Here is a 24,865-nt window from a genome sequence, read left to right on the forward strand (position 1 = left end):
TACGAAACACATTTGTGATCCAGGGAGGGACCATGAAGCGGATTCTTAGCACAGGTGTCGCGATTGCCATTGCGACCGTTGGCTTTGCTGAAGGAATGATGCCTGATGACGTCGTTTACAGCGAGTATGGCGAAATCGAGGCGTCCTTGTCCGGTCAACCGGGCGATGCAGCGGCAGGTCTTGAAATCATGGTTTCACGTGGCAAGGGCAATTGCATTGCATGTCATCAGGTGACCGCTCTGGAAGAATACCCGTTCCACGGCGAAGTCGGCCCATCGCTTGACGGTGTGGGCGAATACCGTACCGCAGCCGAGCTGCGTGGCATTATCGCAAATGCGAAGATGACCTATGAGGGGACCATCATGCCGGCGTTCTACCGCACAAGCGGGTTCACCCGCCCGGGCAACGCTTTCACCGGAAAAGCCGCAGAGGGCGAACTGTCCCCGCTGCTGACCGCTCAGGAAATCGAAGATGTGGTCGCATATCTTCAGACACTTAAAGACTGATCTGCAACTGGCAGACCGATAGGAGACCCTATGAAACTTACACGTAGACATACGCTTATGATGGCGTTCGGCTCCGCGCTCGCAGCTGTTATGCCGTTTCGTGCATTCGCTGCCGTCGAGGACAATATTGCAGCGTTTACCGGTGGTGCCGCTGTCGGAAGCGAGGGCATCACGTTGATTGCCCCAGAAATCGCAGAGAACGGCAACACCGTGCCGATCGAAGTGAATGCGCCGGGTGCAGAGGCGATCATCGTCTTCGCAGCAGGCAATCCGACACCTTCGGTTGCGACATTCAATTTCGGTCCGATGGCCGCGTCCCAATCTGCAGCGACACGCATCCGTCTTGCAGGCACGCAGGATGTCGTCGCGATCGCCCGCATGCCTGACGGCAGCTTTGTGCAAGCCAGTCAGGAAGTAAAAGTGACCATTGGCGGCTGCGGCGGCTGAGTGAGGAAGAAAACAAATGGCAGATAATGTAACACCCCGCGTTCGCGTCCCCCGTGATGCCACCGCTGGCGAAGAAATCACCATCAAGACCCTGATCAGCCATCCGATGGAGTCTGGCCAGCGCAAAGATGGCGACGGCAATGTGATCCCGCGCTCGATCATCAACCGTTTCACATGCACGTTCAACGGCGAGACAGTGATCGATGTCACGCTGGAGCCGGCGATTTCAACGAACCCGTATTTCGAGTTCCAGGCCATCGTGCCAGAGAGCGGGACGTTCGAATTCACTTGGTATGATGATGACGGCGCCGTCTACACCGACAGCAAAGATATTACCGTCGGGTAACCGCGGAACACACGCCAGGGAGGGCCGATGTCTATGAAATCACTGTTTAAGGGCGGTATTGCCGCCGTCGCAATTCTTTCCGCTTTTGCGGCTAATGCGGACGAAGAAGCAGATCTCGTCATCAACGAAGAGATCGAGATCACAGTCCGGACCGATGCGCCAGCGCATCTTGAAAACTTGAGTACAATCTACTCGGGTTGGGTGTTTCGCTCGACGGAAACACAAGCTTTGCAGATGGATGATTTCGAAAACCCCGGCATGATCTTTGTTGATGATGCGATCGCTGCATGGAACACCGCTGAGGGCACAGAGGGTCAGTCCTGTGCGGCCTGTCACGGTGCGCCGGAAGAAATGGCCGGTGTGCGCGCTGTTTACCCAAAATGGAACGACGAAGCCGAAGAAGTGCGTACAATTGCGATGCAGGTCAACGGCTGCCGTACAGAACAGATGGGTGCTGACGAGTGGAAATATGACGGCACCGAGATGCTGAACATGGAAGCGCTCTTGGCGTCTGTATCACGCGGTATGCCAGTGAACGTGGCCATCGACGGACCCGTTCAGGCGATGTGGGAAAAGGGCCGTGAGCTTTATTATACACGGTTCGGCCAACTCGATCTGTCTTGCGCGAATTGCCATGAAGACAACTATGGCAACAACATCCGTGCCGATCACCTGAGCCAGGGTCAAATCAACGCATTCCCGACGTATCGCTTGAAGAACGCCAAGCTGAACGGCGTACAGGGACGCTTCCGTGGATGTATTCGTGACACCCGTGCGGAGACATATGCAGTCGGGTCTGAAGAATTCATCGCGCTGGAACTTTATGTGGCCTCACGCGGCAATGGCCTCTCGGTCGAAGGCCCGTCCGTCAGAAACTAATCCTCCTTGAACTGCCCGCTTCAACCAGTTTGAGGCGGGCATTTTCAAACCAAATATATTCATAAAATAGAATATGATAACACAAGAGGCTCGATAACTCACATGATCTCACGTCGCGATTTTCTGCAGGCCAGCATGGCGGCTTCGGCGATTGTCGGAGCATCGGGCTTTGGCAATTGGGGCAAGCTGGCTGCGCAGCAAGCGTTAAGCCAAAGCGATCTGCTTCAGTTTGACACCTTCGGGAACGTTTCGCTGATCCATATCACCGACATCCACGCCCAGTTGAAACCGATCTGGTTCCGCGAGCCTCAAATCAATCTTGGCGTTGGATCCAACAAAGGGGCAGTGCCACACATTACGGGCGCAGACTTCCGCAAGCTTTATGGCATCGAAGATGGCAGCGCGTCGCATTACGCGCTCAGCTATGACGATTTTACCGCGCTCGGTCAGGCCTATGGCAAGATGGGCGGCATGGACCGTGTCGCGACTGTCGTGAACAGCATCCGTGCGGACCGGCCCGATGCGTTGCTGCTGGATGGCGGCGATACATGGCACGGCTCTTACACTTGCTACAAAACCGAAGGGCAGGATGTCGTGAACATCATGAACCTGCTGAAACCCGATGCGATGACTTTCCACTGGGAATTCACGCTGGGATCTGACCGTGTCCGCGATATCGTGAGCGATCTGCCTTTTGCCGCGCTGGGACAGAATATTTTTGACGCCGAATGGGATGAACCCGCAGAGGATTTCCAGCCTTACCAGTTCTTTGAACGTGGCGGTGTAAAGATCGCGGTGATCGGGCAGGCCTTCCCCTATATGCCAATCGCTAACCCCGGTTGGATGTTCCCCGAGTATTCGTTCGGCATCCGCGACCAGCGCATGCAAGAAATGGTCGATGAGGTACGCGGGCAGGGGGCCGAACTTGTTGTCTGCCTTTCGCACAACGGTTTTGACGTGGACAAGAAGATGGCCGAGCGCGTCACCGGAATTGACGTGATCCTCGCCGGTCACACCCATGACGCGCTGCCGGAACCTGTGTTGATCGGTGAGACGATTGTTGTGGCCTCCGGCTCTAACGGCAAGTTCGTCAGCCGCGTCGATCTGGATGTCCGCGATGGCCGGATGATGGGCTTCCGTCACAAGCTGATCCCAATTTTCTCGGACGTCATTGCACCCAATGCCGAGGTCGCCGCCGCCATTGATGCGGAACGCGCGCCATTCTTGGACGAATTGACCGAAGTTATCGGCAAAACAGCGGACGACACATTGCTCTACCGCCGCGGTAACTTCAACGGCTCGTGGGATGATCTGATCTGCGACGCCCTGATCCAGGAACGTGACGCCGATATTTCGATGTCACCCGGCGTGCGCTGGGGCCCGTCTATCATGCCCGGACAGGACATTACCCGAGAGGATATCTGGAACGTCACCTCGATGACCTATCCGAACGCCTATCGCACTGAAATGACGGGTGAATTTATTCATACCATCATGGAGGACGTGGCCGACAACCTGTTCAACACCGACCCCTACTATCAGCAGGGTGGTGACATGGTCCGTGTGGGCGGCATGGGCTACAGCATTGATGTCAGCAAGCCCATCGGACAGCGCGTTACGGACATGACACTGCTGAGAACCGGTGAGGCGATTGATCCCGCCAAGACCTATGTGGTCGCAGGCTGGGCCTCGGTCAATGAAGGCACCGAAGGACCGCCGATCTGGGATGTCGTTGAAAACCATATTCGCAATCTGGGCACCGTGCAGGTGAAACCGAACACAAGTGTCAAAGTCTCTGGCGCATAAGGAGAAAACAGGAAATGGATGAGATCTTCAAACCGTCCAGACGCACATTTTTGCGTGGAAGTGCTGCGATTGCGGCCGGGACTGTCGCAGGTCAGGCAGTGGCTCAGGACGGCCCCGACCCCAAAATCACGGAATTGCAGGACTGGGCGTCCTACACAGGTGTCGGCGTTGACGAAACGCCCTACGGCCTGCCGATCAGCTTTGAAAGCGATGTGGTGCGGCGGAATGTAGAGTGGCTGACCGCGTCACCGATTTCCTCGATCAACTTTACGCCGATCCATGCATTGGACGGGACAATCACGCCGCAAGGTTGCGCGTTCGAGCGCCACCACTCGGGCGCGATCGAGCTGTCCAAGGACGACTACCGCCTGATGATCAACGGTCTGGTCGATCGCCCCCTGATTTTCACCTACGCCGATCTTGAGCGTCTGCCGCGTGAAAACCATGTCTATTTCTGCGAATGTGCCGCGAACACCGGTATGGAGTGGGCGGGGGCGCAGTTGAACGGTGCTCAGTTCACCCATGGTATGATCCATAACATGGAATACACCGGCGTGCCGTTGCGGACGCTGCTGCGTGAAGCAGGTCTCGATGCGGCGGGCGATCTGGCGGATAAATGGGTCTATGTGGAAGGCGCTGATGCATCCTCTAATGGCCGTTCGATCCCGATGGAGAAGGCGCTGGATGACGTGCTGGTGGCATTCAAAGCCAATGGCGAAGCGCTGCGCATGGAGCATGGCTATCCTGTGCGCTTGGTCGTTCCCGGTTGGGAAGGCAATATGTGGGTCAAATGGCTTCGCCGCGTGCAGGTGACGGACATGGCCGTCGGCAGCCGCGAGGAAACATCCAAATATACCGACGTCTACGAGAACGGCATCGCTCGCAAATGGACGTGGGTCATGGATGCGAAATCCGTCATCACCTCACCCAGTCCGCAAATGCCAATCACGCACGGGCAGGGCCCGCTTGTGATCTCTGGTCTGGCGTGGTCCGGCCATGGGCAGATCACGCGTGTTGATGTCTCGAAGGACGGTGGCATCACGTGGGAAACAGCACGGCTTGGAAAGCAGGGCGATACCAAAGCCTTGACCCGCTTCTATCTGGACACCGACTGGGACGGCAGCCCGATGCTCTTGCAATCGCGTGCTATCGACGAAACCGGCTATGTCCAGCCGACAAAGGACCAGTTGCGCGAAAAGCGCGGCGAGAACGCGGTCTATCACAACAACTGTATTCAAACCTGGTTTGTGAACGAAGAAGGGGTCGCCGAGAATGTCGAAGTCTCTTAATCTTTTCGTCCCCGCGATTGGTGGCACTGTGCTTTTGCTGGGTCTTGCCTATGGCATTTCCTCGCGTGAATACGGGGCCGCAACGATCGACTCGCTTGAAGCACGGGTGCAGCAGATCGAGGCAAACGCCGCACAAGCAACCGCCGAAGCGCAGGCAGCAGCCGCAGAAGCGGCGCGGCTGCTGCAAGAGCGTGAAGAACTTGCGGCTCTGGCCGCTGTCAGCGGCGCGAGCCTGACCGCACCAGCGCCTGTGATCGAAGGCACCTACGGTTTGGGCCGTGTGGCCTTTGATGAAGAAATTGCCGCATGGGATGTCGATGTCCTGCCAGACGGGCGGGGCCTGCCGGAAGGCCGTGGTGATGTCTTTACCGGAGAAGAGGTCTTTGTTGACAAATGTGCCTCTTGTCACGGTGATTTTGCGGAAGGTGTTGGCAACTGGCCTGTGCTTGCCGGTGGTTTTGACACATTGGCAAATCGGGATCCGGTGAAAACAGTGGGGTCCTACTGGCCCTATCTTTCGACCGCATGGGACTACATCAATCGGTCAATGCCTTTTGGTGAAGCGGGTACGCTGACGCCCGATGAGACCTACGCGATCGTGGCGTATCTTTTGTATTCCAACAACATGGTTGATGACGATTTCGAGCTGAGCCACGAGAACTTTACGGAAGTTGAGATGTATAACGCCGACGGCTTTGTCGTCGATGACCGGCCCGAGCTTGAGTATGCCGAATGGCGCACGGAACCTTGCATGGAAAATTGCAAGGAGAGCGTCGAGATTACGATGCGCGCGACGTTCCTCGATGTGACCCCAGACGAAGACGTGGAAGCCGCAGTCAGCGCGCCCGCAACCGAGGCCACTCCGGCCGTAGCTGTCGCCGAAGATGCGGGCGGCATTGATCCGGCCCTGATCGCCGCTGGTGAGGGTGCATTCCGCCAGTGCCAGACCTGCCATCAGGTTGGCGAGGGCGCGCGCAACCGCACGGGGCCTGTCTTGAATGGGGTGATTGGGCAGGCAATCGGGTCCGTTGGCGGGTTTCGTTACTCGGGTGTCTTCGAACAGGCAAATGCCGCCGGTGAGGTGTGGACTGCGGAAAGCCTTGCCGCGTTCCTGACGGATCCACGCGGCACAATGTCCGGCACGAAGATGGCGTTCCGTGGTGTCGGGGACGAAGCCGAGGTTGCGGCACTGATCGCCTATTTGCAGAGCTTTGCAGACTAATGCGTCGTCATCTTCTGCTGCTCGCCTTTCTCGGCGCCGCCAGCCACGGCTTTGCCGAAGTTGGCGGTGATCCCGAACGGGGCGAAGAACTCTTTCGCCAATGCAGCAGTTGCCATCAGGTCGGGCAGGGGGCGGTTGACCGGATCGGTCCCCAACTGAACCATATCTTTGACCGTGCCGCGGGCGAGGCCGAGGGGTTCCGGTATTCGGCGGGATTTGAACGTGCCGCCGCAGGCGGGCTGGTCTGGACCTATGACACGCTCGATAGTTTCATTGAGAACCCCCGTGTGCTGGTGTCCAACACACGGATGAGCTTTCGCGGTATCGCCGAACAGCAGGACCGCGATGATCTGTTGGCCTATCTGCGGTTGTTCTCATCCAGCCCCGCAAACATTCCAGAGGCCGCACCGACAGCGGCCGCGGTGGATCACGCGGTTGCCCCTGAGGTCCTCGCCATCGTTGGGGATCCGGCATATGGCGAATACCTGTCCGGCGAATGCACGGCGTGCCATCAGGCAAGCGGTGCGGCGACCGGTATCCCATCCATCACAAACTGGCCGACCGAGGACTTTGTCGTCGCGATGCATGCCTACAAGGAAGGCGTGCGCGCCCATCCTGTCATGCAGATGATGGCGGGCCGGTTATCTAACGAAGAGATTGCGGCCTTGGCGGCCTATTTTGAAAGCATCCAGTAACGGGGTGCACCACTGGGAGGAGACAAATATGACTTTTAACAGAAGGACGTTTTTGGGAACGGCGGCTGCGACAGCAGGCCTTTTGACCGCACCGATGGTGCGCGCACAGGGAAAACCCCGCGTTGTCGTGATTGGCGGTGGTGCGGGCGGCGCGACCGCGGCGCGCTATCTTGCCAAGGACAGTCAGGGCGCGCTTGACGTCACTTTGGTCGAGCCGACACGCACCTATTACACCTGTTTCTTTTCCAACCTCTACTTGGGCGGTTTCCGCGACATGGGCTCGCTTGGCCATAGCTATGGCACGCTGGCCGCTGACTATGGCATCAACGTCATTCACGACTGGGCCGTTGGTGTGGACCGTGACGCCAAGACTGTCACCCTCGCCGGTGGAAGCAGCCTGCCTTATGACCGTCTGATCCTGTCACCCGGTATTGATTTTGTGGACGGTGCCGTCGAGGGCTGGGATGTGTCTGCGCAAAACGCGATGCCACATGCCTATAAGGGTGGGTCACAAACCGAACTGCTCAGGGCGCAGATCATGGCAATGCCGCAGGGCGGTACCTTTGCAATGGTCGCACCGCCAAACCCCTACCGTTGCCCGCCCGGCCCGTACGAGCGGATCTCAATGGTGGCGCATACGCTCAAAGAGGTGAACCCGACGGCCAAGATCCTGATTGCCGATCCGAAAGAAAGCTTCTCCAAACAAGGCTTGTTCGAGGAAGGCTGGAACCGGCACTATGCCGGCATGGTCGAGCGGATCGGGCCGGACTTTGGCGGAGCGAATGTGTCGGTTGATCCGCAGGCGATGACCCTGACGATTGATGGTGACGTCAACGACGTTGATGTCTGCAACGTGATCCCCGCGATGAAAGCGGGCCGGATTGCCGAAATCGCAGGTATCACCGATGGCAACTGGGCACCGGTCAATGCTGCCGACATGTCTTCCAAGATGGACCCGAACATTCATGTCCTGGGTGATGCAGCCGCACAGGGCGATATGCCGAAATCCGGCTTCTCGGCCAACAGCCAGGCCAAGGTTTGCGCCAATGCGGTACGCGGTGCTTTGACCGGATCAACCGTGTTCCCGGCACGTTTTGCAAACACCTGCTGGTCTTTGATCGACACCAATGACGGCGTGAAGGTTGGTGCAACATATGAAGCAACCGACGAAAAGATCGCGAAGGTCGACGGCTTCGTCAGTGCGACCGGCGAAAGCGATGAACTGCGTGCAGCCACCTATCAGGAATCGATCGGCTGGTACGACGGGATCGTCGCCGACATGTTCGGATAATCACCTGTCGGGCCTTGATGTATATCAGGGCCCGCCAAAACGTAGGCAGCTAGGCTTTTGCAATGGAGGAAGTGATATGAAAAATCTACTTATCGGTATGTTCATGGGTCTGGCTGCGTCTCAGGTCGGCGCACAAGAGGCTGTAACCTACCCCTTTGACGGCAGCTTTGATGACGCAACTTTTGCGGTTGAGAACGCCATCATCGGCAAAGGCCTTGTGATTGATTACGTCAGTCACACCGGCGATATGCTGGCGCGGACAGCCGAGGATGTCGGCAGTGACAAGATGCTCTTTGAGGGGGCGGATATCTTCTTGTTCTGCTCTGCCCAACTCTCGCGCGAGGTGATGGAAGCGGACCCGATGAATATCGCGCATTGCCCCTATGGCATCTTTGTCGCGGCACTGGAGGGCGAGGTTCTGGTGGGGCATCGCACCTACCCTGACGGTGAAATGCAAAAGGTGCAGATGCTCTTGGATGAGATCGTACAGGAAGCGGTCGGTGGATAAGGATAAAGATGAATTACGACGGATATTTCGCGACCGCACTTGCGCAGCTGCAGGATGAGGGCAACTACCGTGTTTTTGCGGACCTTGAACGCCATCGCGGAAACTTTCCGCAGGCGACCAACCACGGTGCGCAAACCCGCAATGTGACGATCTGGTGCTCGAATGACTATCTGGGCATGGGGCAGCACCCTGACGTGCTGTCCGCCATGCATGAGGCGCTGGATAAGGTTGGTGCAGGGGCAGGCGGGACGCGGAATATCTCGGGCACGACCCACAACCATGTGTTGCTGGAGGCGGAACTGGCCGATCTGCACAACAAGGAAGCGGCGTTGCTTTTCACCAGCGGATATGTGTCCAACTGGGCGGCACTTGGCACGCTGGCTGCGAAAATTCCTGATTGTCTGGTGCTGTCTGACGCGCTCAACCATGCCAGCATGATTGAAGGTATTCGCCATTCAAAGGCAGAGCGCCAGATTTGGCGGCACAATGATCTAGAGCATCTTGAGCAATTGCTGGCCGCACAGCCGCTTGAGCGGGCGAAACTGATTGCCTTTGAAAGCGTTTATTCCATGGATGGCGATATCGCGCCCATCGCTGAAATTTGTGATCTGGCCGCGAAATACAACGCCATGACCTATCTTGATGAGGTCCATGCCGTGGGCCTCTATGGCCCGCGCGGTGGCGGGATCGCTGAGCGTGAAGGCCTGATGGACCGTGTCACGGTCATTGAAGGAACACTGGGCAAAGCCTTTGGTGTCATGGGCGGCTACATCGCGGCCTCGGCTGATCTGTGCGACTTTGTCCGGTCTTTTGCCAGCGGGTTTATCTTTACCACAGCCCTTCCGCCTGCTGTTGCCGCGGGTGCTGCGGCCTCGATCCGGCATCTGAAATCCAGTGCGGCGGAACGTGCGGCCCAGAAGAAGAAAGTCGCCGAAGTTCGCGCGCGGCTTGATGCGATTGGTATTCCGCATATCGACAACCCCAGCCACATCATTCCGGTGATGGTAGGCGATCCGGTGAAATGCAAATACCTGTCTGATATTCTGATGCGGGATTATGGCATCTACATCCAGCCGATCAATTATCCGACCGTGCCCAAAGGGACCGAGCGTTTGCGGATCACCCCGTCACCGGTGCATTCGGACGCAGATATTGACCACCTCGTCGGTGCATTGGAAACCCTCTGGACCCAATGCCAGCTTGCACGCCTGCCAATGGCCGCGCAGTAGGTTTGACTTGCATCAAAGCGCCCCGCGCCCTGCGTTGGTACAGCCAAGATCTATGGACGGGGCCAAGACATGCTTGAAAATCTGATCGAAACTTACGGTGAAGGGGCCATCCTGATGGCCTTGGGCGGCTTGGTGGGGGTGCTGTTTGGTGCCACAGCGCAGCACTCGCGGTTTTGCCTGCGCGCGGCCACGGTTGAAGTGGCCGAAGGCAAACTGGGCCCGCGTCTTTCCATCTGGCTGATTGCGTTTTCTGCCGGAGTTTTGGCGGTCCAGACCCTGATTGTACTGGGCTGGCTTGATGTGTCGCAAAGCCGTCAATTGGCCACGACAGGCAGCATGTCAGGTGCCATCATCGGCGGGCTGATGTTTGGCGTCGGCATGATCCTTGCGCGCGGCTGCGCCAGCCGGTTGCTGGTGCTGTCGGCCACGGGAAACCTGCGGGCCATTGTGACCGGACTGGTGCTGACGCTGGTGGCACAATCCGCCCTACGCGGCGCGCTGGCACCCGCGCGTGAGCAGCTTGCGTCGCTCTGGCTGGTGCCCGGTGGCACGATGCGCAGCCTGCTCTTGCAGACCGGGCTGACCTCGACGCTGGCAGCCATGATCGCGGCGGTCGCCTTGGGGGCGGCCCTTTGGCACAGTCACCGCCAGAGCGTGAAAACCAGCCACGCAATCGCCGCTGTGGGCGTTGGCCTCGCGGTCGCGCTTGGCTGGCTTGGGACCTACGTCGTTGCGATGAATTCCTTTGAGGTTGTGGCCATATCGTCGGTCACATTCACGGGCCCGTCGACGGATACACTTATGGGACTGGTGAATAGCACGGAATTGCCGCTGGGGTTTGGTATCGGTCTTGTTCCAGGGGTTTTTGTGGGCGCAGGCGCGATGGCTTTGGCCACGAAAGAGGCGCGCATCCAGCGTTTTGGCCCCGATAGCCCCATGGAGGTCTATCTGATCGGGGCAGCACTCATGGGCTTTGGCAGTATGCTGGCCGGCGGCTGTGCGGTCGGGGCAGGCATGTCCGGCGGGGCGATTTTTGCGCTGACGGCCTGGGTGGCCGTGGGAGCGATGTGGGTGGGGGCGATGGTAACACAGCGCGTGCTGCACCGCCCCTCACTTGTGATCGCCTGATCTACTCGAATTCCATCTGCTCATAGATGCGTCCGGCATTCTTGGCCGCCAGTTCCTCGAATGTATCCAGATGGGCATAGGGCGACTGGTCCACGTAATAAGCCTCGGCAAGCCCGCCACCGGCCTCAAGATGTTCGGCAATCTTGCCGCGCAGATATTCCAGATAGCCTTTGGTATAAAGGCGCACCTGATCCATGTTGGTCGGATGCCCGTGCCCGGGGATCACATAGGTCGCATTCAGCGGCTCGAACGCGGTGTCCCATGTGTCCAGCCAATCCAGCGTATTTGTGTCGTCAAAGAGCGGCAGCATCCTTTCGTGAAAGGCGATATCGCCTGCAATCACAAGCTCTTGGTTCGGCAGCCAGACGACAACATCTCCTGCGCTGTGTGACGGCCCAAGATAGCGGACTTCGATGCGGAAATCACCAAGTTCGACGATGTATGCATCGCTGAAGGTCTCGGTCGGGCCTTGCAGATAAGTGCCTTCTGCTTTCTCTTTATTCAGGCCTTGCATGGCTTCGAGAATCTGAAAACCGCGGTCTTCGAATTCGGCAGCGGCGTCCTCATGGGCAATGATCGGCACGCCCTTTTCGGCCCAATAGGAATTGCCCAGCATCGCATGGCCCTGACCGTTTTCATTGACCACCAGAACCACAGGCTCATCTGTGCGGGCCTTGATTTCGTCGTGCAAGGCCGCAGCCAGCACATAGGCACCGCCGCCGTTGATCACGACGACACCTTCGCCTGTGACGATAAAGCTGAGGTTATTGTTGTGGCCGCTGTTTTCGTAGGTTGGCGGTGCGGTGGCCCCGATGGCGCTGAAGACACCGGGGATAAATTCAACCGGTGCGCTGTAAAGGGCGGAACCGGGATACTGGTCCGCGATGTTTTCGTTGGCTTGCGCGGTTGTCGCAAAAACGGCCAATACCGGAAGAACGTAACGGATCATGTCTCTTCACCGACAAAAACAAAGCCGTCGCCGTGCCGTTCTGCACGGCCCAAACCGCCACCCGGCAGATGGAACCCGATCAGGCGCATTTGCGATGTGCTGAGCTGGTCAAGCAAGCCAAGGCGCGTCTGGACGCCCAGTTCAGGATCCTGATCCGACCCCGAGAGCCAGGCCGGTTTCTCGAAAGCGATATGATGGTTCACAATGCTATCACCAAGGATCATGATGCTTTCACTGCCCAGTTGCACCTCAAACGCCATGTGACCTGGGGTATGGCCGGGGGTCATGCGCGACAGAACGCCGGGCAGGATTTCCTGATCATCCTCAAAGAGGTTGATCTGCTCGGCCAGCAACTCAAGACGGCTTTGGGCCCCCACAGCAAAGGTCACACGGCCCTCGTCGATGGTGGATACGGTGTCGGGATCGGTCCAGTAGTCCCATTCGGCGCGGCCCATGTGATAGGTCGCATCAGGGAACAACAGATCGCCGAAATCATCCCGCACCCCCCAAAGATGGTCGGGGTGGGCATGGGTAAAGACCACATCGGTGACATCGAAAATATCAACGCCCAAGGTATCGAAGGCATCCAGCAACTTACCGGCGCTGGGCATGAATTCCTGCCCCGCACCCACATCAAACAGGATGGTGCGGTCGCCGCTGCGCAAGAGTGTGACATTGCAATCAGGTGTCATGCTGTCGCCTGTGATGCCGTAGCGCGCGAGCATTTCATCGGCACCTTCTGGCGCTGTACCCCCGAAAGCAAAGCTTTTGGGCAAAACAAGATTGCCGTCGCTGAGCGTATTCAGCGTGCGGTCATCCGCCTGCAATGTTGTTTGTGCCCAAACGGGCGGCGTCAAAGCAGCCGACAAGGTTGCACTTGCCCCGCCTTGGATGACTTTTCTGCGTGTCAGTCTCATGCTTCACCTACATATTCGTATATTTGAATAGTAGGGCATGAGAGACGTGATTGAAATATTTTTCTTGCGCGTGGCGCGGCTACAAAATCATGCCGTCCCAAGCTCGCGGTACGTCTCGCGCAGGATGTTTTTCTGCACTTTGCCCATTGTGTTGCGGGGCAGGGCGTCGGTGATGATATATCGCTTCGGGTGCTTGAAACGTGCAAGTTGCGGCGTGGCCGCTGCGGCGATGTCTTCAACGGTCAGCGTGGGATCGTCCAACACGATTGCTGCCAGTACCGTTTCTCCAAAGTCGGGGTGTGCCACGCCGAAAACAGCGCTTTCGACAACACCGTCAATATCATTGAGCACGTCTTCGATTTCTTTGGGATAGATGTTGTAGCCCCCTGAGATGATCAGATCCTTCTGCCGTCCAACGATCGTGATGCGCCCGTCATCCGATTTGACACCCAAATCGCCTGTTATGAAAAAACCGTTCTTGCGCAGCTCTTCGGCGGTTTTATCGGGCATGTTCCAATAGCCCTGAAACACATTGTCGCCGCGCACCTCGATCATCCCGATTTCACCCGGTCCAACCGGCTGACCGTCATTGGTGATTTCAACTTCTGTCCCGGGCAGGGCGTAGCCGACTGTGCCTGCCAGCCGCGCGCCATCATAGGGGTTGGAGGTAATCATGTTGGTTTCGGTCATCCCGTAGCGTTCAAGAATACGGTGGCCGGTTCTGTTTTCAAACGCAGTATGGGTTTCGGCCAGCAGCGGCGCAGAGCCCGATATGAAAAGCCGCATCTTCGCGACCAGATCGCGGGTCAGCCGCCTGTCCGCAAGCAGGCGGGTGTAAAAGGTAGGCACACCCATAAGAAGCGTGGATGTGGGCAGTTCGCCGATAATTGCGTCGATATCAAAGCCAGCCATGAACCGGACCTGTGCGCCGGCCAATAATGCGGTGTTCAGCGCCACAAAAAGCCCGTGGGTATGAAAGATCGGCAGCGCATGGATCAGCCGGTCCTCACTGGTGATCCGCCAGAGGTCGGTCAGGGTTTGGGCGTTTGATAGCAGGTTCTTATGCGACATCATCGCACCCTTTGACCGGCCCGTGGTGCCGGATGTGTAAAGCAGTGCGGCCAGATCGTCGGGACCGCGCGGGACCGTCGCAAAGGTTCCCTCGCAGGTATTCGCCGCCGTGGAAAGCGATCCTGTGCCGTCTTTAGCGAGGGTCAGCACCTGCGTGTCAGCGCTGCAGATTGTGGAAACCGCGGCTGCGTTTTCTGCATCGCACACGACCATGCGCGGGGCCGCATCAGTGATGAAATACGCGACCTCGCTTTGCGTATAGGCTGTGTTGAGCGGCAAATAGACAGCGCCGGTTTGTACGGCAGCACCGTAAAGGGCGATCGTGTCCATGATCTTGGGGGCCTGTACAACAATCCGGTCACCCGGGTTTACGCCTGCATCCGCCAGCACCCGCGCCAACTGTCCGATGCGCCGCACAAAGCTGCGGTAGCTGACCCTTGTTCCGTCATCCAGCGTCAGAAATGTGGCGTCGTTTTCTGCATGGCGCGCGAAGAGTGCATCATAGAGCGTATTGGTCACGATCAGCTTCCCGTTTTGTCGTTTTTGTCACGGGTCCTTGTTGGGCGCAGCAGGGCGTCTGTGCAAGATATATTGCTATCCGTGCCTTGTTGTACCGGTGCCGGTGTTGGATATTATCAGGTGTGATCCGCCACGATACGCGTTGACGGCCACAGGGCGACAAATTGTTGATAAGGAAAAGCCGATGCGCATCGTCGATATCTGCGAAGTGACCAAGCCGATCGCGTCTCCGATCCGGAACGCATATATTGATTTCAGCAAAATGACAGCGAGTCTTGTTGCCGTCGTTACCGATGTCGTCAGGGATGGCCACCGCGTTATCGGTTACGGGTTTAATTCCAATGGTCGCTATGGTCAGGGCGGTCTGATCCGTGAACGTTTCAGGGACCGTATACTTGAAGCGGATCCTGCATCGCTGATTAATGAGGCGGGTGACAATCTGGACGGACATAAAATCTGGGCCGCGATGATGCAGAACGAGAAACCGGGCGGACATGGCGAGCGTTCGGTTGCAGTCGGTACGATTGATATGGCTGTCTGGGATGCCATTGCGAAAATCGCGGAAAAGCCGCTTTATCAACTGCTCGCCGAGGGGAAGGGCGTCGCAGCAAACCGCCGCGTCTTTGTCTACGCGGCCGGGGGCTATTACTATCCGGGCAAAGACGACACGGCGCTGCGGCAAGAGATGCGGGGCTATCTGGATCGCGGCTATAACGTGGTCAAGATGAAAATCGGTGGCGCCACGATTGACGAAGACCAGCGGCGCATTGAAGCTGTGTTGGCCGAAATCGGATCAGAAGCGCAATTGGCCGTCGATGCAAATGGCCGCTTTGATCTCGAAACTGCCATCGCCTACGCCAAGATGCTGCGCAACTATCCGCTGTTCTGGTATGAGGAAATCGGTGATCCTTTGGATTATCAGCTTCAGGCCGCGATGGCCGAATTCTATCCCGGTCCGATGGCGACGGGCGAAAACCTGTTCTCGCATCAGGACGCGCGTAATCTGATCCGCTATGGCGGGATGCGCCCTGACCGTGATTGGCTGCAGTTCGATTGCGCGCTGTCATACGGGTTGGTTGAATATCTGCGGACGCTTGATGTGCTGGAAACGGCCGGGTGGTCGCCGTCACGTTGCATCCCGCACGGAGGGCACCAGATGTCACTCAATATCGCGGCGGGTCTTGGGCTGGGTGGCAACGAAAGCTACCCCGACCTGTTCCAGCCCTATGGCGGGTTTCCGGACTCAGTCAGCGTTGAAGACGGCCATATCATCATGCCCGAACTGCCGGGTATCGGTTTTGAGGGGAAATCCGACTTGATCAAGGTCATGCGCGAATTGGCCGAATAGGGGGATCGCTCCATGCGTTCGCACGGGATGGAGCCGCGACTTTCCGTAACACCTATATATCACGCGACGGGTGCGTCACATCTATCCGTCACGTTTCGGCCTGAATCCCTCGGCACGTTCGGCCTTGCCACGTCGTCCCGCTGGATTGGCGCGAATGCCGGCAGTTTAACGGCGGCGAGCCGTGATGCTGACGGTCTTCCGCGGGCCGCTGCGACGCCGCGCTTGATGCAAGCATCTGCCGATGGACGATAAGGATAAAACCGAAGTGAAATACAACGTCGAGACGAGGATACAAAATGCCCATTCGTAACAGACTTGCCGAAATGCATCCGCAAATCACCGCATGGCGCCGTGATTTCCACATGCACCCCGAGTTGCTATATGACACCGCGCGCACGGCAGGGATCGTGGCCGACAAACTGCGGGCCTTTGGATGTGACGAGGTCGTCACCGGCATTGGACAGACGGGTGTTGTCGGCCTGATCCATGGCAGAACGACGGCATCAGGACGTACCATTGGCCTACGGGCCGATATGGATGCTTTGCCGATTATCGAGGCAACCGGCGCTGAATATGCGTCAACCGTCCACGGCAAGATGCATGCCTGCGGTCATGACGGGCATACGGCCATGCTGTTGGGTGCCGCCCAATACCTTGCAGAGACACGGCAGTTCGACGGGACAGTCGCGCTTATTTTCCAACCGGCAGAAGAGGGTGGGGCAGGTGCGCTTGCCATGGTTGAAGACGGCATGATTGACCGCTTTGGTATTTCCGAAATCTACGGAATGCATAATTCGCCGCTCTTGCCGGAAGGGGCATTTGCGATCAGGTCGGGGCCATTTTACGCGGCTGTGGACACGTTTGAAATCATCGTCACGGGGAAAGGTGGCCATGCGGCGCGCCCCAACAACGTTGTGGACACCACGCTCGCGGCTTCGGCGCTGGTAATGAACCTGCAATCCATCGTGTCACGCAACACGGACCCGCAACAGGCGGCCGTGGTCTCGGTTACATCTTTCCGGACCGAAAGCGAGGCGTTCAACGTGATCCCCGAAACAGTGACGCTGCGTGGAACAGTCCGTAGTTTTGACGAGAAAGTGCGCGGCGAGATTTTGGCACGTATTGAATCCGTGGCCACCTTGTCGGCACAGACCTATGGCGCGACGGCAGCGTTTGATTGGCCAGAGATTTCCTACCCGGTTATGGCGAACCATGAGAAAGAAACTGGTTTCGCGGCAATGGCGGCGCAAGCGGTCGCCGGTGCGTGCGACACACAGGCCCCGCGGACGACAGGCGGAGAGGACTTTGCCTATATGCTGCAGGCTTGCCCCGGCGCCTATATCCAGATTGGCAACGGTCCGAGCAAGGGGCTGCACCATCCTGAATATGACTTCAACGACGAAATCATTCCGATCGGGGCCTCTTATTGGGCAACGCTTGCCGAGCAAAGGTTGCCTGCGCAGGATGCCTGAGAACGAGGGCTGCTGGCGTTTTCCGACGCGGACATTGGACCCGCCGCTATCGTCGAAAGTGGCGCGCCGCGCATCGTGTGTCAGGATTGCCCATACTGTTGTCCTGCAAGATGACGCGCCGAGGGTTTTGAAGGTCAGACGGCCGGTTTGCAGGATTGATCCTTGGACAACGTACGCGCGGTCTGGCGAGAATTTGCGTTAGGTCTGGCAATGTCTTGCCATAAATTTTTGCAAAACTCCCGAAAAAGGAGTCCCATTCCCTGCGCAATTGCGCCACCCTTGGCGCGACCCGAAACGAACCGGGTGACATTTATGGGTGTTAAGCCTGATCTGGGAGGACTACATGTTTAAAGAAGTATTGCGCAGGCCCGCTGGCCTGCTGAGCGCAGCCGTCGTTGCATTGAGCTTTGGCGCGCCCGCGATGGCGCAAGAGCAGCTTTCAATCGCAACTGGTGGCACTGGTGGCGTCTATTACCCCATGGGTGGCGGACTTGCCGAAATCATCAACAACCACATTGATGGCTATGCCGCAGCCGCCGAGGTCACAGGCGCGTCGGTCGAGAATATGGGTCTGATCGCCACAGGTGACGCAGATCTTGCTATTGGTTTGGCTGATACAGTGTCCCAAGCCTATACAGGGACAGGCCGCTTTGAGGGCCAGCAACTGCCGATGGTCCGCGGCCTTGCATCGCTCTATGCCAACATGGTGCAGATCGTGGCGCTGGAAGGTTCTGGCATTACATCGCTGGAAGATCTGCGCGGCAAGCGCGTGTCGATCGGTGCGCCGGGCTCTGGTACCGAAGTCAACACAAATGCGATCCTGGAAGCCAATGGCATCAGCTATGATGATATTGACGAGCAGCGTTTGAACTTCAACGAAACCGCTGATGCGCTGAGCAACGGCGATATCGACGCTGGTTTCTGGTCTGTGGGTGCGCCGACATCCTCGATTCTGAACTTGGCCACAACACAGGACATCGTGATCATTGAACTGACCGAGGCCGAGATGGCCGCGGCGATGGACGCAAACGCGACCTTTGCAATGACAACGCTTGCAGGTGGCAGCTACAACGGCGTCGACGCAGACATCAGTGTGCTGGGTATTCCGAACGTGCTGACAGTATCGTCCGAAATGTCCGACGACCTTGCCTATAGCATCACCAAGGCAATGTTTGAAAACATCGCTGAATTGCAGGCCGTTCACCCCGCTGCGAATGAGACCACAATTGATTTCACAATTGCTGCGACACCTGTGCCGCTGCACCCTGGTGCGATCCGCTACTATGAAGAAGTCGGTGTGACCATTCCGGATGACTTGCGTCCATGATGAGACCGATTTGGGAAGGGGGAGGCAAAGTCCTCCCCCTTCTCATTCTACTGCTGCTGCCGGTTTTGGCCGGGGCCGAAACGCTTGTTGCGACCCGCGAAGATGGCACCGAGATTGCCCGTTTTGATGTGCCGCAAGGCACAGAGTGGTGTGTGCTCTGGAACCATTCGGTCAAAGGATTTCCCGTGTCCGATTGTTATGAGAACCAGGCTGGCCAAATGGTGTTGATGCATGCGCATCTGCCTGATTTCGCCGCAGGGCTGGATCACATTCCGGGGCGCGGGCGGCAGGTCACGGACGGGCAGGGCGGGTACTTTATTCTCGATATCAACGAACCTGTTCCGGGGAACGCCTATGTGCTGCGTCCCGGGGAAGGCGCGGTTGATCATCGCTTGCAGGTCGGAGAGGCCGTTGTGTCACTCTCTGCCGTCGCCCCGCGCGAACGTGTGCGGATCGCTCTTTTGGGAAGTATTGAACAATGACGACGACAACTGAAGACAACCCGATCTACGCGCCGGCTCCATGGTTTGTGATCCGTGCGATCACAGTGATCGGGATCACGCTCTCGCTGTTCCAGCTTTATACTGCGGGCGTGCAGCCATTGGGGTTGTTCTTCCAACGTCCGATCCACCTCGGGTTCGTGCTTGTCTTGTGTTTCCTGATCTATCCCGCCTTTGGTCGCGCCAAGGCGCGTGGTCCATTGGGATGGGCCATTGATGGCACGCTGATCGTGCTCAGCATTGCTGCGGGTGCTTGGGTGCCCATGAATATCGACATCATCGCCAACCAGATTTTCCCGCGCGACATCGATGTGTGGATGGGTGTTGTCACGATTTTCGTTGTGCTTGAAGCCGCCCGCCGTGCTGTGGGCCTTGGCATGACATTGATCGGGGTCTTTTTTATTGCTTACGCCTTTGCTGGCAGTCGCGGTGAACTGCCGTTCCTTGCCGATTGGATGCCCGGTATCCTGAACCACCGCGGCTATTCGCTGGACCGTGTCGCCAGCCAGATGACACTCGGGGCCGAGGGGATTTTCGGTATCCCCTTGGGCGTTGCGGCGACGTTCGTTTTCATCTTTGTGCTGTTCGGCGCTTTCCTTGAGGTCACGGGCGCGGGCAAATTCTTTATTGATCTGGCCTATGCCGCCGCAGGTAAACAGCGTGGCGGCCCGGCCAAAGCTGCCGTGATCGCGAGTGCGGGGATGGGTTCGATCTCGGGGTCTGCGATCGCCAACGTGGTGACAACAGGTGCCTTCACCATTCCCTTGATGAAGAAACTGGGCTACCGCCCTGCACAGGCTGGCGGGATCGAGGCCGCGGCCTCAACCGGTGGGCAGATCATGCCGCCGCTGATGGGCGCAGGTGCTTTCCTGATGAGCGAATTCACCCGCGTGCCCTACGTGGATATCGTGCTGGTCTCGATCTTCCCTGCGGTTCTCTATTTCGGCACGGTGTACCTGCTGGTGCATATTGCCGCTGTCAAACAGGGCATGACCGGCCTGACAGCAGAAGAGCTGCCAAGCGTGCGCAAGGTTCTGGCCGAAGGCTGGCACTTTTTGTTGCCGCTTGTCGCTTTGGTGATGTTGCTTGTGGCAGGGTATTCGCCGATGCGCGTCGGTTTCTATGCGATCTTGTCGATCATGGCGGCAGCTTCGGCGCGGGCGCTTTGGGAGTTTGCGCGGTCCGGTCCGACTATGCAGGGCTTTTTCGGGCTGTGCACGCGCGGTTTGAAGCTGACACTTGATGCGCTCGATCTGGGTGCCCGCAATGCGGTGGCTGTGTCGGTCGCTTGTGCTGTGGCCGGTATTATCGTGGGTGTTGTGGGCTTGACCGGTTTGGGTCTCAAGTTCTCTGCCATGATGATCGCCTTCTCGGGCGGCAATATCGTGCTGGCGCTGATCCTTGTGCTGCTGGCCAGTCTCGTGTTGGGCATGGGCCTGCCGGTGACGGCGGCCTATATCGTGCTGATCATCCTTGTCGGTCCTGCGCTGACCGAACAATTCGGCATCCCGCTCCTGATCGCGCATCTTGTGGTTTTCTGGTATTCGCAGGACAGTAATGTGACGCCGCCCGTGGCATTGGCCGGATTTGCCGGTGCCGCGATTGCGGGGTCAAAGCCGATGGAGACGAGCATACAGGCATGGAAATACGCCAAGGGCCTTTATCTGATCCCGCTGTTCATGGTGTTCAACGAGGAAATCATCCTTGGCGGGCCACTGCCGCTCGTGCTCTGGAGCGGCGCCATTGCGATCCTTGGCCTGACCGCCTTTGCGGCTCTCTTGGAGGGGTTCCTGTGGCGCCCGATGCAGGTCTGGATGCGGGTTCTGCTGCTGCCGGGTGTAGTGGGTCTGTTCTGGCCGTCCTTGACGGTCGAGATTGCAGCGGCGGTGCTGATTGTTCTGTTGCTTGCCATGAACTGGTCCGAGGCGCGCCGTGACAAAGCCCGTGCAGACAGTACGGCAGTCGCGCAGAGCGCCATGGACGGCTAGCACCATGGCGCTGGTCCGGCCACTTCTTCTTGCGGGGCTTGCTGCCGTGCTGGTCTGGGTGGTCGCGCAGAACCTCGTTCTTGGCGCAGCGCGGACAGAACTGGACCAGACGCTGCTTTTGACCAAACGCGCCGTCGAGGCCGAAGTTGAGCGGTTGCGCTCCTTGCCTGCCGTCGCTGCCGAGGATGTGCGCGTGCGCGATGCGCTGGCCGGCACCGGTTCGTTACAGGCGGCCAACAGCTATCTGGAAACCGTGGCGGTGCATGCGCAGGCGGGCGAGCTTTTCCTGATCGACGCGGAGGGCGAAACCATTGCGGCCTCGAACTGGAACCGTGCAGGCAGTTTCGTCGGAGAGAACTACGGGTTTCGCCCCTATTTTCAGGAGGCAATGGCGAAAGGCCAAGGGCAATTCTATGCAATCGGTGTCACGACCGGTGTGCCGGGATACTTTCTGTCGACGCGAATTGACGTAGGTAACATCAGCGGTGTTCTGGTCGTCAAGCTGGACCTGCGGCCGCTTGAGAATATCTGGCGCAGCGCCAATGCGGATGTGGCCCTTGCCGATGCCAATGGCGTGGTGTTTCTTTCAGCGCGGCCGGACTGGCAATACCGCGCATTATCCACGCTCAGCCAGGAGGTCATGGACCAGATCGTCGCGACCCGCGCCTATGAGGGCGTGTCTTTCGCGACCTCTGCGCCACTTGTCCGCACGGCGATTGAAGGCAGTGACGCCGTGGGGAATGGCTGGATCGCACGCCTGACCCCGATGCCATCCACCGGCTGGCAGGTGATCGCTGCGCGCGCGACAGCGGGAATGCAGCTCGTGTCATTGGCGGCAGCGGCCTTGGCGGCCCTTGCAACGCTCGCGATTGCTGCGGCTTTCAAGGCTTGGGAACAGCGCAGGCAGATTATTGCGCTCCGCCTGTCACAATCCGAAAAACTGGAAGCCATGGTGATTGCGCGTACCAGCGATCTGGCGCGCGAGGTGGATGCGCGGGTGCAGGCCGAGATTGACCTGCGTGCCACGCAGGAAGCGCTGGTGCATACCGAAAAGATGGCCGCTCTCGGGCGGATGTCTACAGCGATCGTCCATGAAATCAGCCAGCCGCTCGCGGCCATGGAGGCCACCCTGTCGGCGGCCGAACTTGGCCTCGACCAGGAAGACACAGCAACGGCCAGGCGGTTGGACAAAGCCCGTGGCCTGATCCGCCGGATGCAGCGCACGACAAAACACCTCAAAAGCTTTGCCCGCAAAGAGGTGCCGCAACTGATGCTGGTCGGCCTTTGTGCGCCGGTGACTTCGGCGCTTGATCTCGTTGCGCCGCGCGCACGGGCGATTGGCGTTGTGCCTGTGTTTCACGCGCCAGAGGGCAGGGTCGACGTGATGGCTGGCGCAATCCGGATCGAACAGGTCGTCGCCAACCTTTTGCTCAATGCGCTGGATGCGGTCGCGGATATGCCGGATGCGCAGATTACCGTGACCGTGACGGCTCATGCCGGTCAGGCCGAACTCTGCGTTCAGGACAATGGAAAAGGCATCGCCGACGCGGATTTGGCAAAAGTGGGCGAACCCTTCTTTTCGACAAAGCTGACCGGTGCGGGCTTGGGTCTTGGTCTGGCGATTTGCAAAGCGATCATCTCTGACTTCAATGGCACGCTTGATATCCGTTCACATCAGAACCAAGGCACGCGGGTGACCGTGACCTTGCCTTTGGCCGTCCAGAAAAGCGCCGAGGCGGCATGAGTGCCACGATCTTCATTGTCGATGACGATGCCGACCATTTGTCAGCACTGGCTGATCTGGTCGAAACTTCTGGCTATGCGGTGCAGGCGTTCGCATCTGCGACCGCAGCGCTTGAGGCGATGGCCGCGCAACCGGATCTTGTGATCAGCGACCTGCGGATGCCGGGCATGGACGGGATCGCCTTTGTCAAAGCATTACGGGCACAAGAGCAGGGCGTGCCTGTCGTGCTTCTGACCGGCCACGGCGATGTCGGTCATGCGGTCGAGGCGATGCGCGCGGGCGCCGAGGACTTTCTCGAGAAGCCTTACGAATCTGCACATCTTCTCGCGGTCATGCGCCGGACCCTTGAGGCGCAATCCGCCCGCCGTGAGGTCGCGCGGTTGCAAACGGTGCTGGCGGAACGTGCCGATGTCAGCATCCTGGGGAAATCACGCGCCATGCGGGACTTTCGCAAGCGCATTGCCGCGCTCGCATCCGTCGATCTTGATGTCGTCATCACGGGTGAGACCGGGACCGGCAAAGAGCTTGCGGCGCGGGCAATTCATGCGGCAAGCGCCCGTGCGGACGGCCCCTTTGTTGCACTCAATTGTGCCGTTCTTCCCGAAGCCATGGCCGAGACGATCCTGTTCGGGCATGGCGAGGGCGTTTTTGCACATGACAGTGCGGGGCGGGCAGGCAAGTTGGAGGCAGCCCATGGCGGCACGCTGATGCTGGATGAGGTCGAGACAATGCCAATGGCCATTCAGGCCAAGCTGCTGCGCGTATTACAGGAACGCAGCTTTGAGAGGATGGGCGAGGCAAATGCGCGGCACCTTGATGTCAGGGTGGTTGCCACGACCAAGACCAATCTGCGATTGCTGGATACATTCCGCCCCGATTTCTTTTTCCGTCTGGCCGGTGCCGAGTTGTCCACGCCAACCCTGCACGAGGCAGGCGAGGATATTCCCCTGATCTTTGCACATTACGCCCAACTTGCCGCGCGGCGTTACGGGCGGGCTGACCCGGAGGTTCCTTGGATACTGTCACAAAAGCTCAAGCGGCAGGCCTGGAGAGGGAATGTCCGCGAACTGAAAACAAGCGCTGAGGCTTTTGCGCTGGGACTTTATGAGGTTGAAGGCACAGGCACCCCGACGTCTGGTCCCATGACTTTGGCTGATCGTGTGGCGCAGTTCGAAGCCCGCGAGATCGCGGCAGTGCTGGACGCCCATGCCGGAAACACCCTGCGTGCGGCACAGTCTCTCGGCATTCCGCGCCGCACCCTGAATGACAAGATGCGGCGTTACGGGATTACGACCGATCACGAGCGCAAATCCGAAGACGGCTGATAAGGTGTTGCGCACTTCTTTGGAAAAGCCCGATTGGGCCGATTCCTCGAGATTGCGCGCTCGCGCCGGAAAAGACGGCCTTTGCATGGCATTGCAGGAATCAAAAAGTATCAACCGCGCCTGTTTGAAACCGCATTTCAGGCAAACCCACCCTGATTCCGGCCTGCTTCACGGGGGCGAGAGGCGTAGAAAGGCCGATTTTCCCAAGAAAAGCGCTGCGATCAGGGCCCTTTGCGGTGACAAAAAAGATCTTTTGATTTTTTTGAAAAAAGGGGTTGCGGGTATCTTCGAGTAACCGTAGAACCCCCTTCACCGGCGGCGCTTACAAGTGCTGACGGGGCGCCAGACGGGCTTACGGG

The 24,865-nt window shown here is 58.3% G+C and carries 23 protein-coding genes; 20 read left to right on the forward strand and 3 right to left on the reverse strand.

Translation table 11 applies throughout. The features are described 5' to 3' along the window. Positions 1-32 precede the first annotated feature (32 nt). The 12 genes from soxX (at position 33) to B0B09_RS17510 (ending at position 11,346) form a co-directional block, all read left to right on the forward strand. The gene (gene soxX / locus B0B09_RS17455; protein WP_076661146.1) at positions 33-506 is read left to right on the forward strand and encodes a sulfur oxidation c-type cytochrome SoxX; all 474 of its coding nucleotides are present in this window, start codon (positions 33-35) and stop codon (positions 504-506) included. A gap of 30 nt (positions 507-536) precedes the next feature. Further along, on the forward strand, positions 537-953 hold the full coding sequence (gene soxY / locus B0B09_RS17460) for a thiosulfate oxidation carrier protein SoxY (RefSeq protein WP_055295994.1): 417 nt from the start codon (positions 537-539) through the stop codon (positions 951-953). A 16-nt stretch (positions 954-969) separates the two neighbouring features. Then, positions 970-1,299 carry a thiosulfate oxidation carrier complex protein SoxZ gene (soxZ, locus tag B0B09_RS17465; RefSeq protein ID WP_055295993.1) on the forward strand — a complete coding sequence of 110 codons (330 nt, stop codon included), beginning with the start codon at positions 970-972 and terminating at the stop codon, positions 1,297-1,299. Positions 1,300-1,332: 33 nt separating this feature from the next. Further along, positions 1,333-2,178, forward strand: coding sequence for a sulfur oxidation c-type cytochrome SoxA (gene soxA, locus B0B09_RS17470; RefSeq protein ID WP_076661147.1), 846 nt, complete (start codon positions 1,333-1,335; stop codon positions 2,176-2,178). Positions 2,179-2,280: 102 nt separating this feature from the next. Continuing rightward, positions 2,281-3,984, forward strand: coding sequence for a thiosulfohydrolase SoxB (gene soxB, locus B0B09_RS17475; RefSeq protein ID WP_076661148.1), 1,704 nt, complete (start codon positions 2,281-2,283; stop codon positions 3,982-3,984). A 14-nt stretch (positions 3,985-3,998) separates the two neighbouring features. Further along, complete coding sequence (gene soxC / locus B0B09_RS17480) at positions 3,999-5,273, forward strand: sulfite dehydrogenase (protein WP_076661149.1); 1,275 nt, start codon at positions 3,999-4,001, stop codon at positions 5,271-5,273. Then, positions 5,257-6,495 (forward strand): c-type cytochrome, encoded by a 1,239-nt coding sequence (locus B0B09_RS17485; protein WP_076661150.1) that lies wholly within the window; start codon positions 5,257-5,259, stop codon positions 6,493-6,495. Before soxC ends, B0B09_RS17485 begins: the two co-directional genes overlap by 17 nt. Further along, positions 6,495-7,190, forward strand: a complete 696-nt coding sequence (locus tag B0B09_RS17490; protein WP_076661151.1) for a c-type cytochrome — start codon at positions 6,495-6,497, stop codon at positions 7,188-7,190. The genes B0B09_RS17485 and B0B09_RS17490 overlap by 1 nt, the downstream gene beginning before the upstream one ends. Before the next feature lie 28 nt (positions 7,191-7,218). Further along, positions 7,219-8,481: an NAD(P)/FAD-dependent oxidoreductase gene (locus B0B09_RS17495; RefSeq protein ID WP_076661152.1), complete on the forward strand. Its 1,263-nt coding sequence runs from the start codon at positions 7,219-7,221 to the stop codon at positions 8,479-8,481. A 76-nt stretch (positions 8,482-8,557) separates the two neighbouring features. Beyond that, a complete protein-coding gene (locus tag B0B09_RS17500) occupies positions 8,558-8,989 on the forward strand; it encodes a DUF302 domain-containing protein (RefSeq protein ID WP_076661153.1) in 432 nt (143 codons plus the stop codon). A gap of 8 nt (positions 8,990-8,997) precedes the next feature. After that, positions 8,998-10,218 carry a 5-aminolevulinate synthase gene (gene hemA / locus B0B09_RS17505; protein WP_076661154.1) on the forward strand — a complete coding sequence of 407 codons (1,221 nt, stop codon included), beginning with the start codon at positions 8,998-9,000 and terminating at the stop codon, positions 10,216-10,218. 69 nt (positions 10,219-10,287) lie between these two features. Continuing rightward, the gene (locus B0B09_RS17510; protein ID WP_076661155.1) at positions 10,288-11,346 is read left to right on the forward strand and encodes a YeeE/YedE family protein; all 1,059 of its coding nucleotides are present in this window, start codon (positions 10,288-10,290) and stop codon (positions 11,344-11,346) included. A 1-nt stretch (position 11,347) separates the two neighbouring features. Here the strand turns inward: B0B09_RS17510 and B0B09_RS17515 are convergent, their stop codons facing one another. The 3 genes from B0B09_RS17515 to B0B09_RS17525 form a co-directional block, all read right to left on the reverse strand. After that, positions 11,348-12,295, reverse strand: coding sequence for an MBL fold metallo-hydrolase (locus B0B09_RS17515; RefSeq protein ID WP_076661156.1), 948 nt, complete (start codon positions 12,293-12,295; stop codon positions 11,348-11,350). Beyond that, positions 12,292-13,212, reverse strand: a complete 921-nt coding sequence (locus tag B0B09_RS17520; protein ID WP_076661157.1) for an MBL fold metallo-hydrolase — start codon at positions 13,210-13,212, stop codon at positions 12,292-12,294. The genes B0B09_RS17515 and B0B09_RS17520 overlap by 4 nt, the downstream gene beginning before the upstream one ends. A gap of 87 nt (positions 13,213-13,299) precedes the next feature. Further along, positions 13,300-14,802, reverse strand: a complete 1,503-nt coding sequence (locus B0B09_RS17525; protein ID WP_076661158.1) for a malonate--CoA ligase — start codon at positions 14,800-14,802, stop codon at positions 13,300-13,302. Between the two features lie 184 nt (positions 14,803-14,986). On the opposite strand from B0B09_RS17525, the gene B0B09_RS17530 reads away from it, so the two are divergent. The 8 genes from B0B09_RS17530 (at position 14,987) to B0B09_RS17565 (ending at position 24,801) form a co-directional block, all read left to right on the forward strand. Continuing rightward, entirely contained in the window at positions 14,987-16,150 is a 1,164-nt protein-coding gene (locus B0B09_RS17530; RefSeq protein WP_076661159.1) for a mandelate racemase/muconate lactonizing enzyme family protein, read from the forward strand. Between the two features lie 296 nt (positions 16,151-16,446). Continuing rightward, complete coding sequence (locus B0B09_RS17535) at positions 16,447-17,622, forward strand: M20 aminoacylase family protein (RefSeq protein WP_076661160.1); 1,176 nt, start codon at positions 16,447-16,449, stop codon at positions 17,620-17,622. A 343-nt stretch (positions 17,623-17,965) separates the two neighbouring features. Then, positions 17,966-18,949 (forward strand): TAXI family TRAP transporter solute-binding subunit, encoded by a 984-nt coding sequence (locus B0B09_RS17540; protein WP_055295980.1) that lies wholly within the window; start codon positions 17,966-17,968, stop codon positions 18,947-18,949. After that, positions 18,946-19,431, forward strand: a complete 486-nt coding sequence (locus B0B09_RS17545; protein ID WP_242654499.1) for a DUF1850 domain-containing protein — start codon at positions 18,946-18,948, stop codon at positions 19,429-19,431. Before B0B09_RS17540 ends, B0B09_RS17545 begins: the two co-directional genes overlap by 4 nt. Next, complete coding sequence (locus B0B09_RS17550; protein WP_076661161.1) at positions 19,428-21,437, forward strand: TRAP transporter permease; 2,010 nt, start codon at positions 19,428-19,430, stop codon at positions 21,435-21,437. The genes B0B09_RS17545 and B0B09_RS17550 overlap by 4 nt, the downstream gene beginning before the upstream one ends. 4 nt (positions 21,438-21,441) lie before the next feature. Continuing rightward, complete coding sequence (locus B0B09_RS17555; RefSeq protein WP_076661162.1) at positions 21,442-23,181, forward strand: sensor histidine kinase; 1,740 nt, start codon at positions 21,442-21,444, stop codon at positions 23,179-23,181. Beyond that, complete coding sequence (locus B0B09_RS17560) at positions 23,178-24,506, forward strand: sigma-54-dependent transcriptional regulator (RefSeq protein ID WP_076661163.1); 1,329 nt, start codon at positions 23,178-23,180, stop codon at positions 24,504-24,506. The genes B0B09_RS17555 and B0B09_RS17560 overlap by 4 nt, the downstream gene beginning before the upstream one ends. A 19-nt stretch (positions 24,507-24,525) precedes the next feature. Beyond that, positions 24,526-24,801: a hypothetical protein gene (locus tag B0B09_RS17565; protein ID WP_131825045.1), complete on the forward strand. Its 276-nt coding sequence runs from the start codon at positions 24,526-24,528 to the stop codon at positions 24,799-24,801. Positions 24,802-24,865 lie beyond the last annotated feature (64 nt).

The organism is Yoonia rosea, assembly GCF_900156505.1.
In the GTDB taxonomy this organism is placed as follows: domain Bacteria; phylum Pseudomonadota; class Alphaproteobacteria; order Rhodobacterales; family Rhodobacteraceae; genus Yoonia; species Yoonia rosea.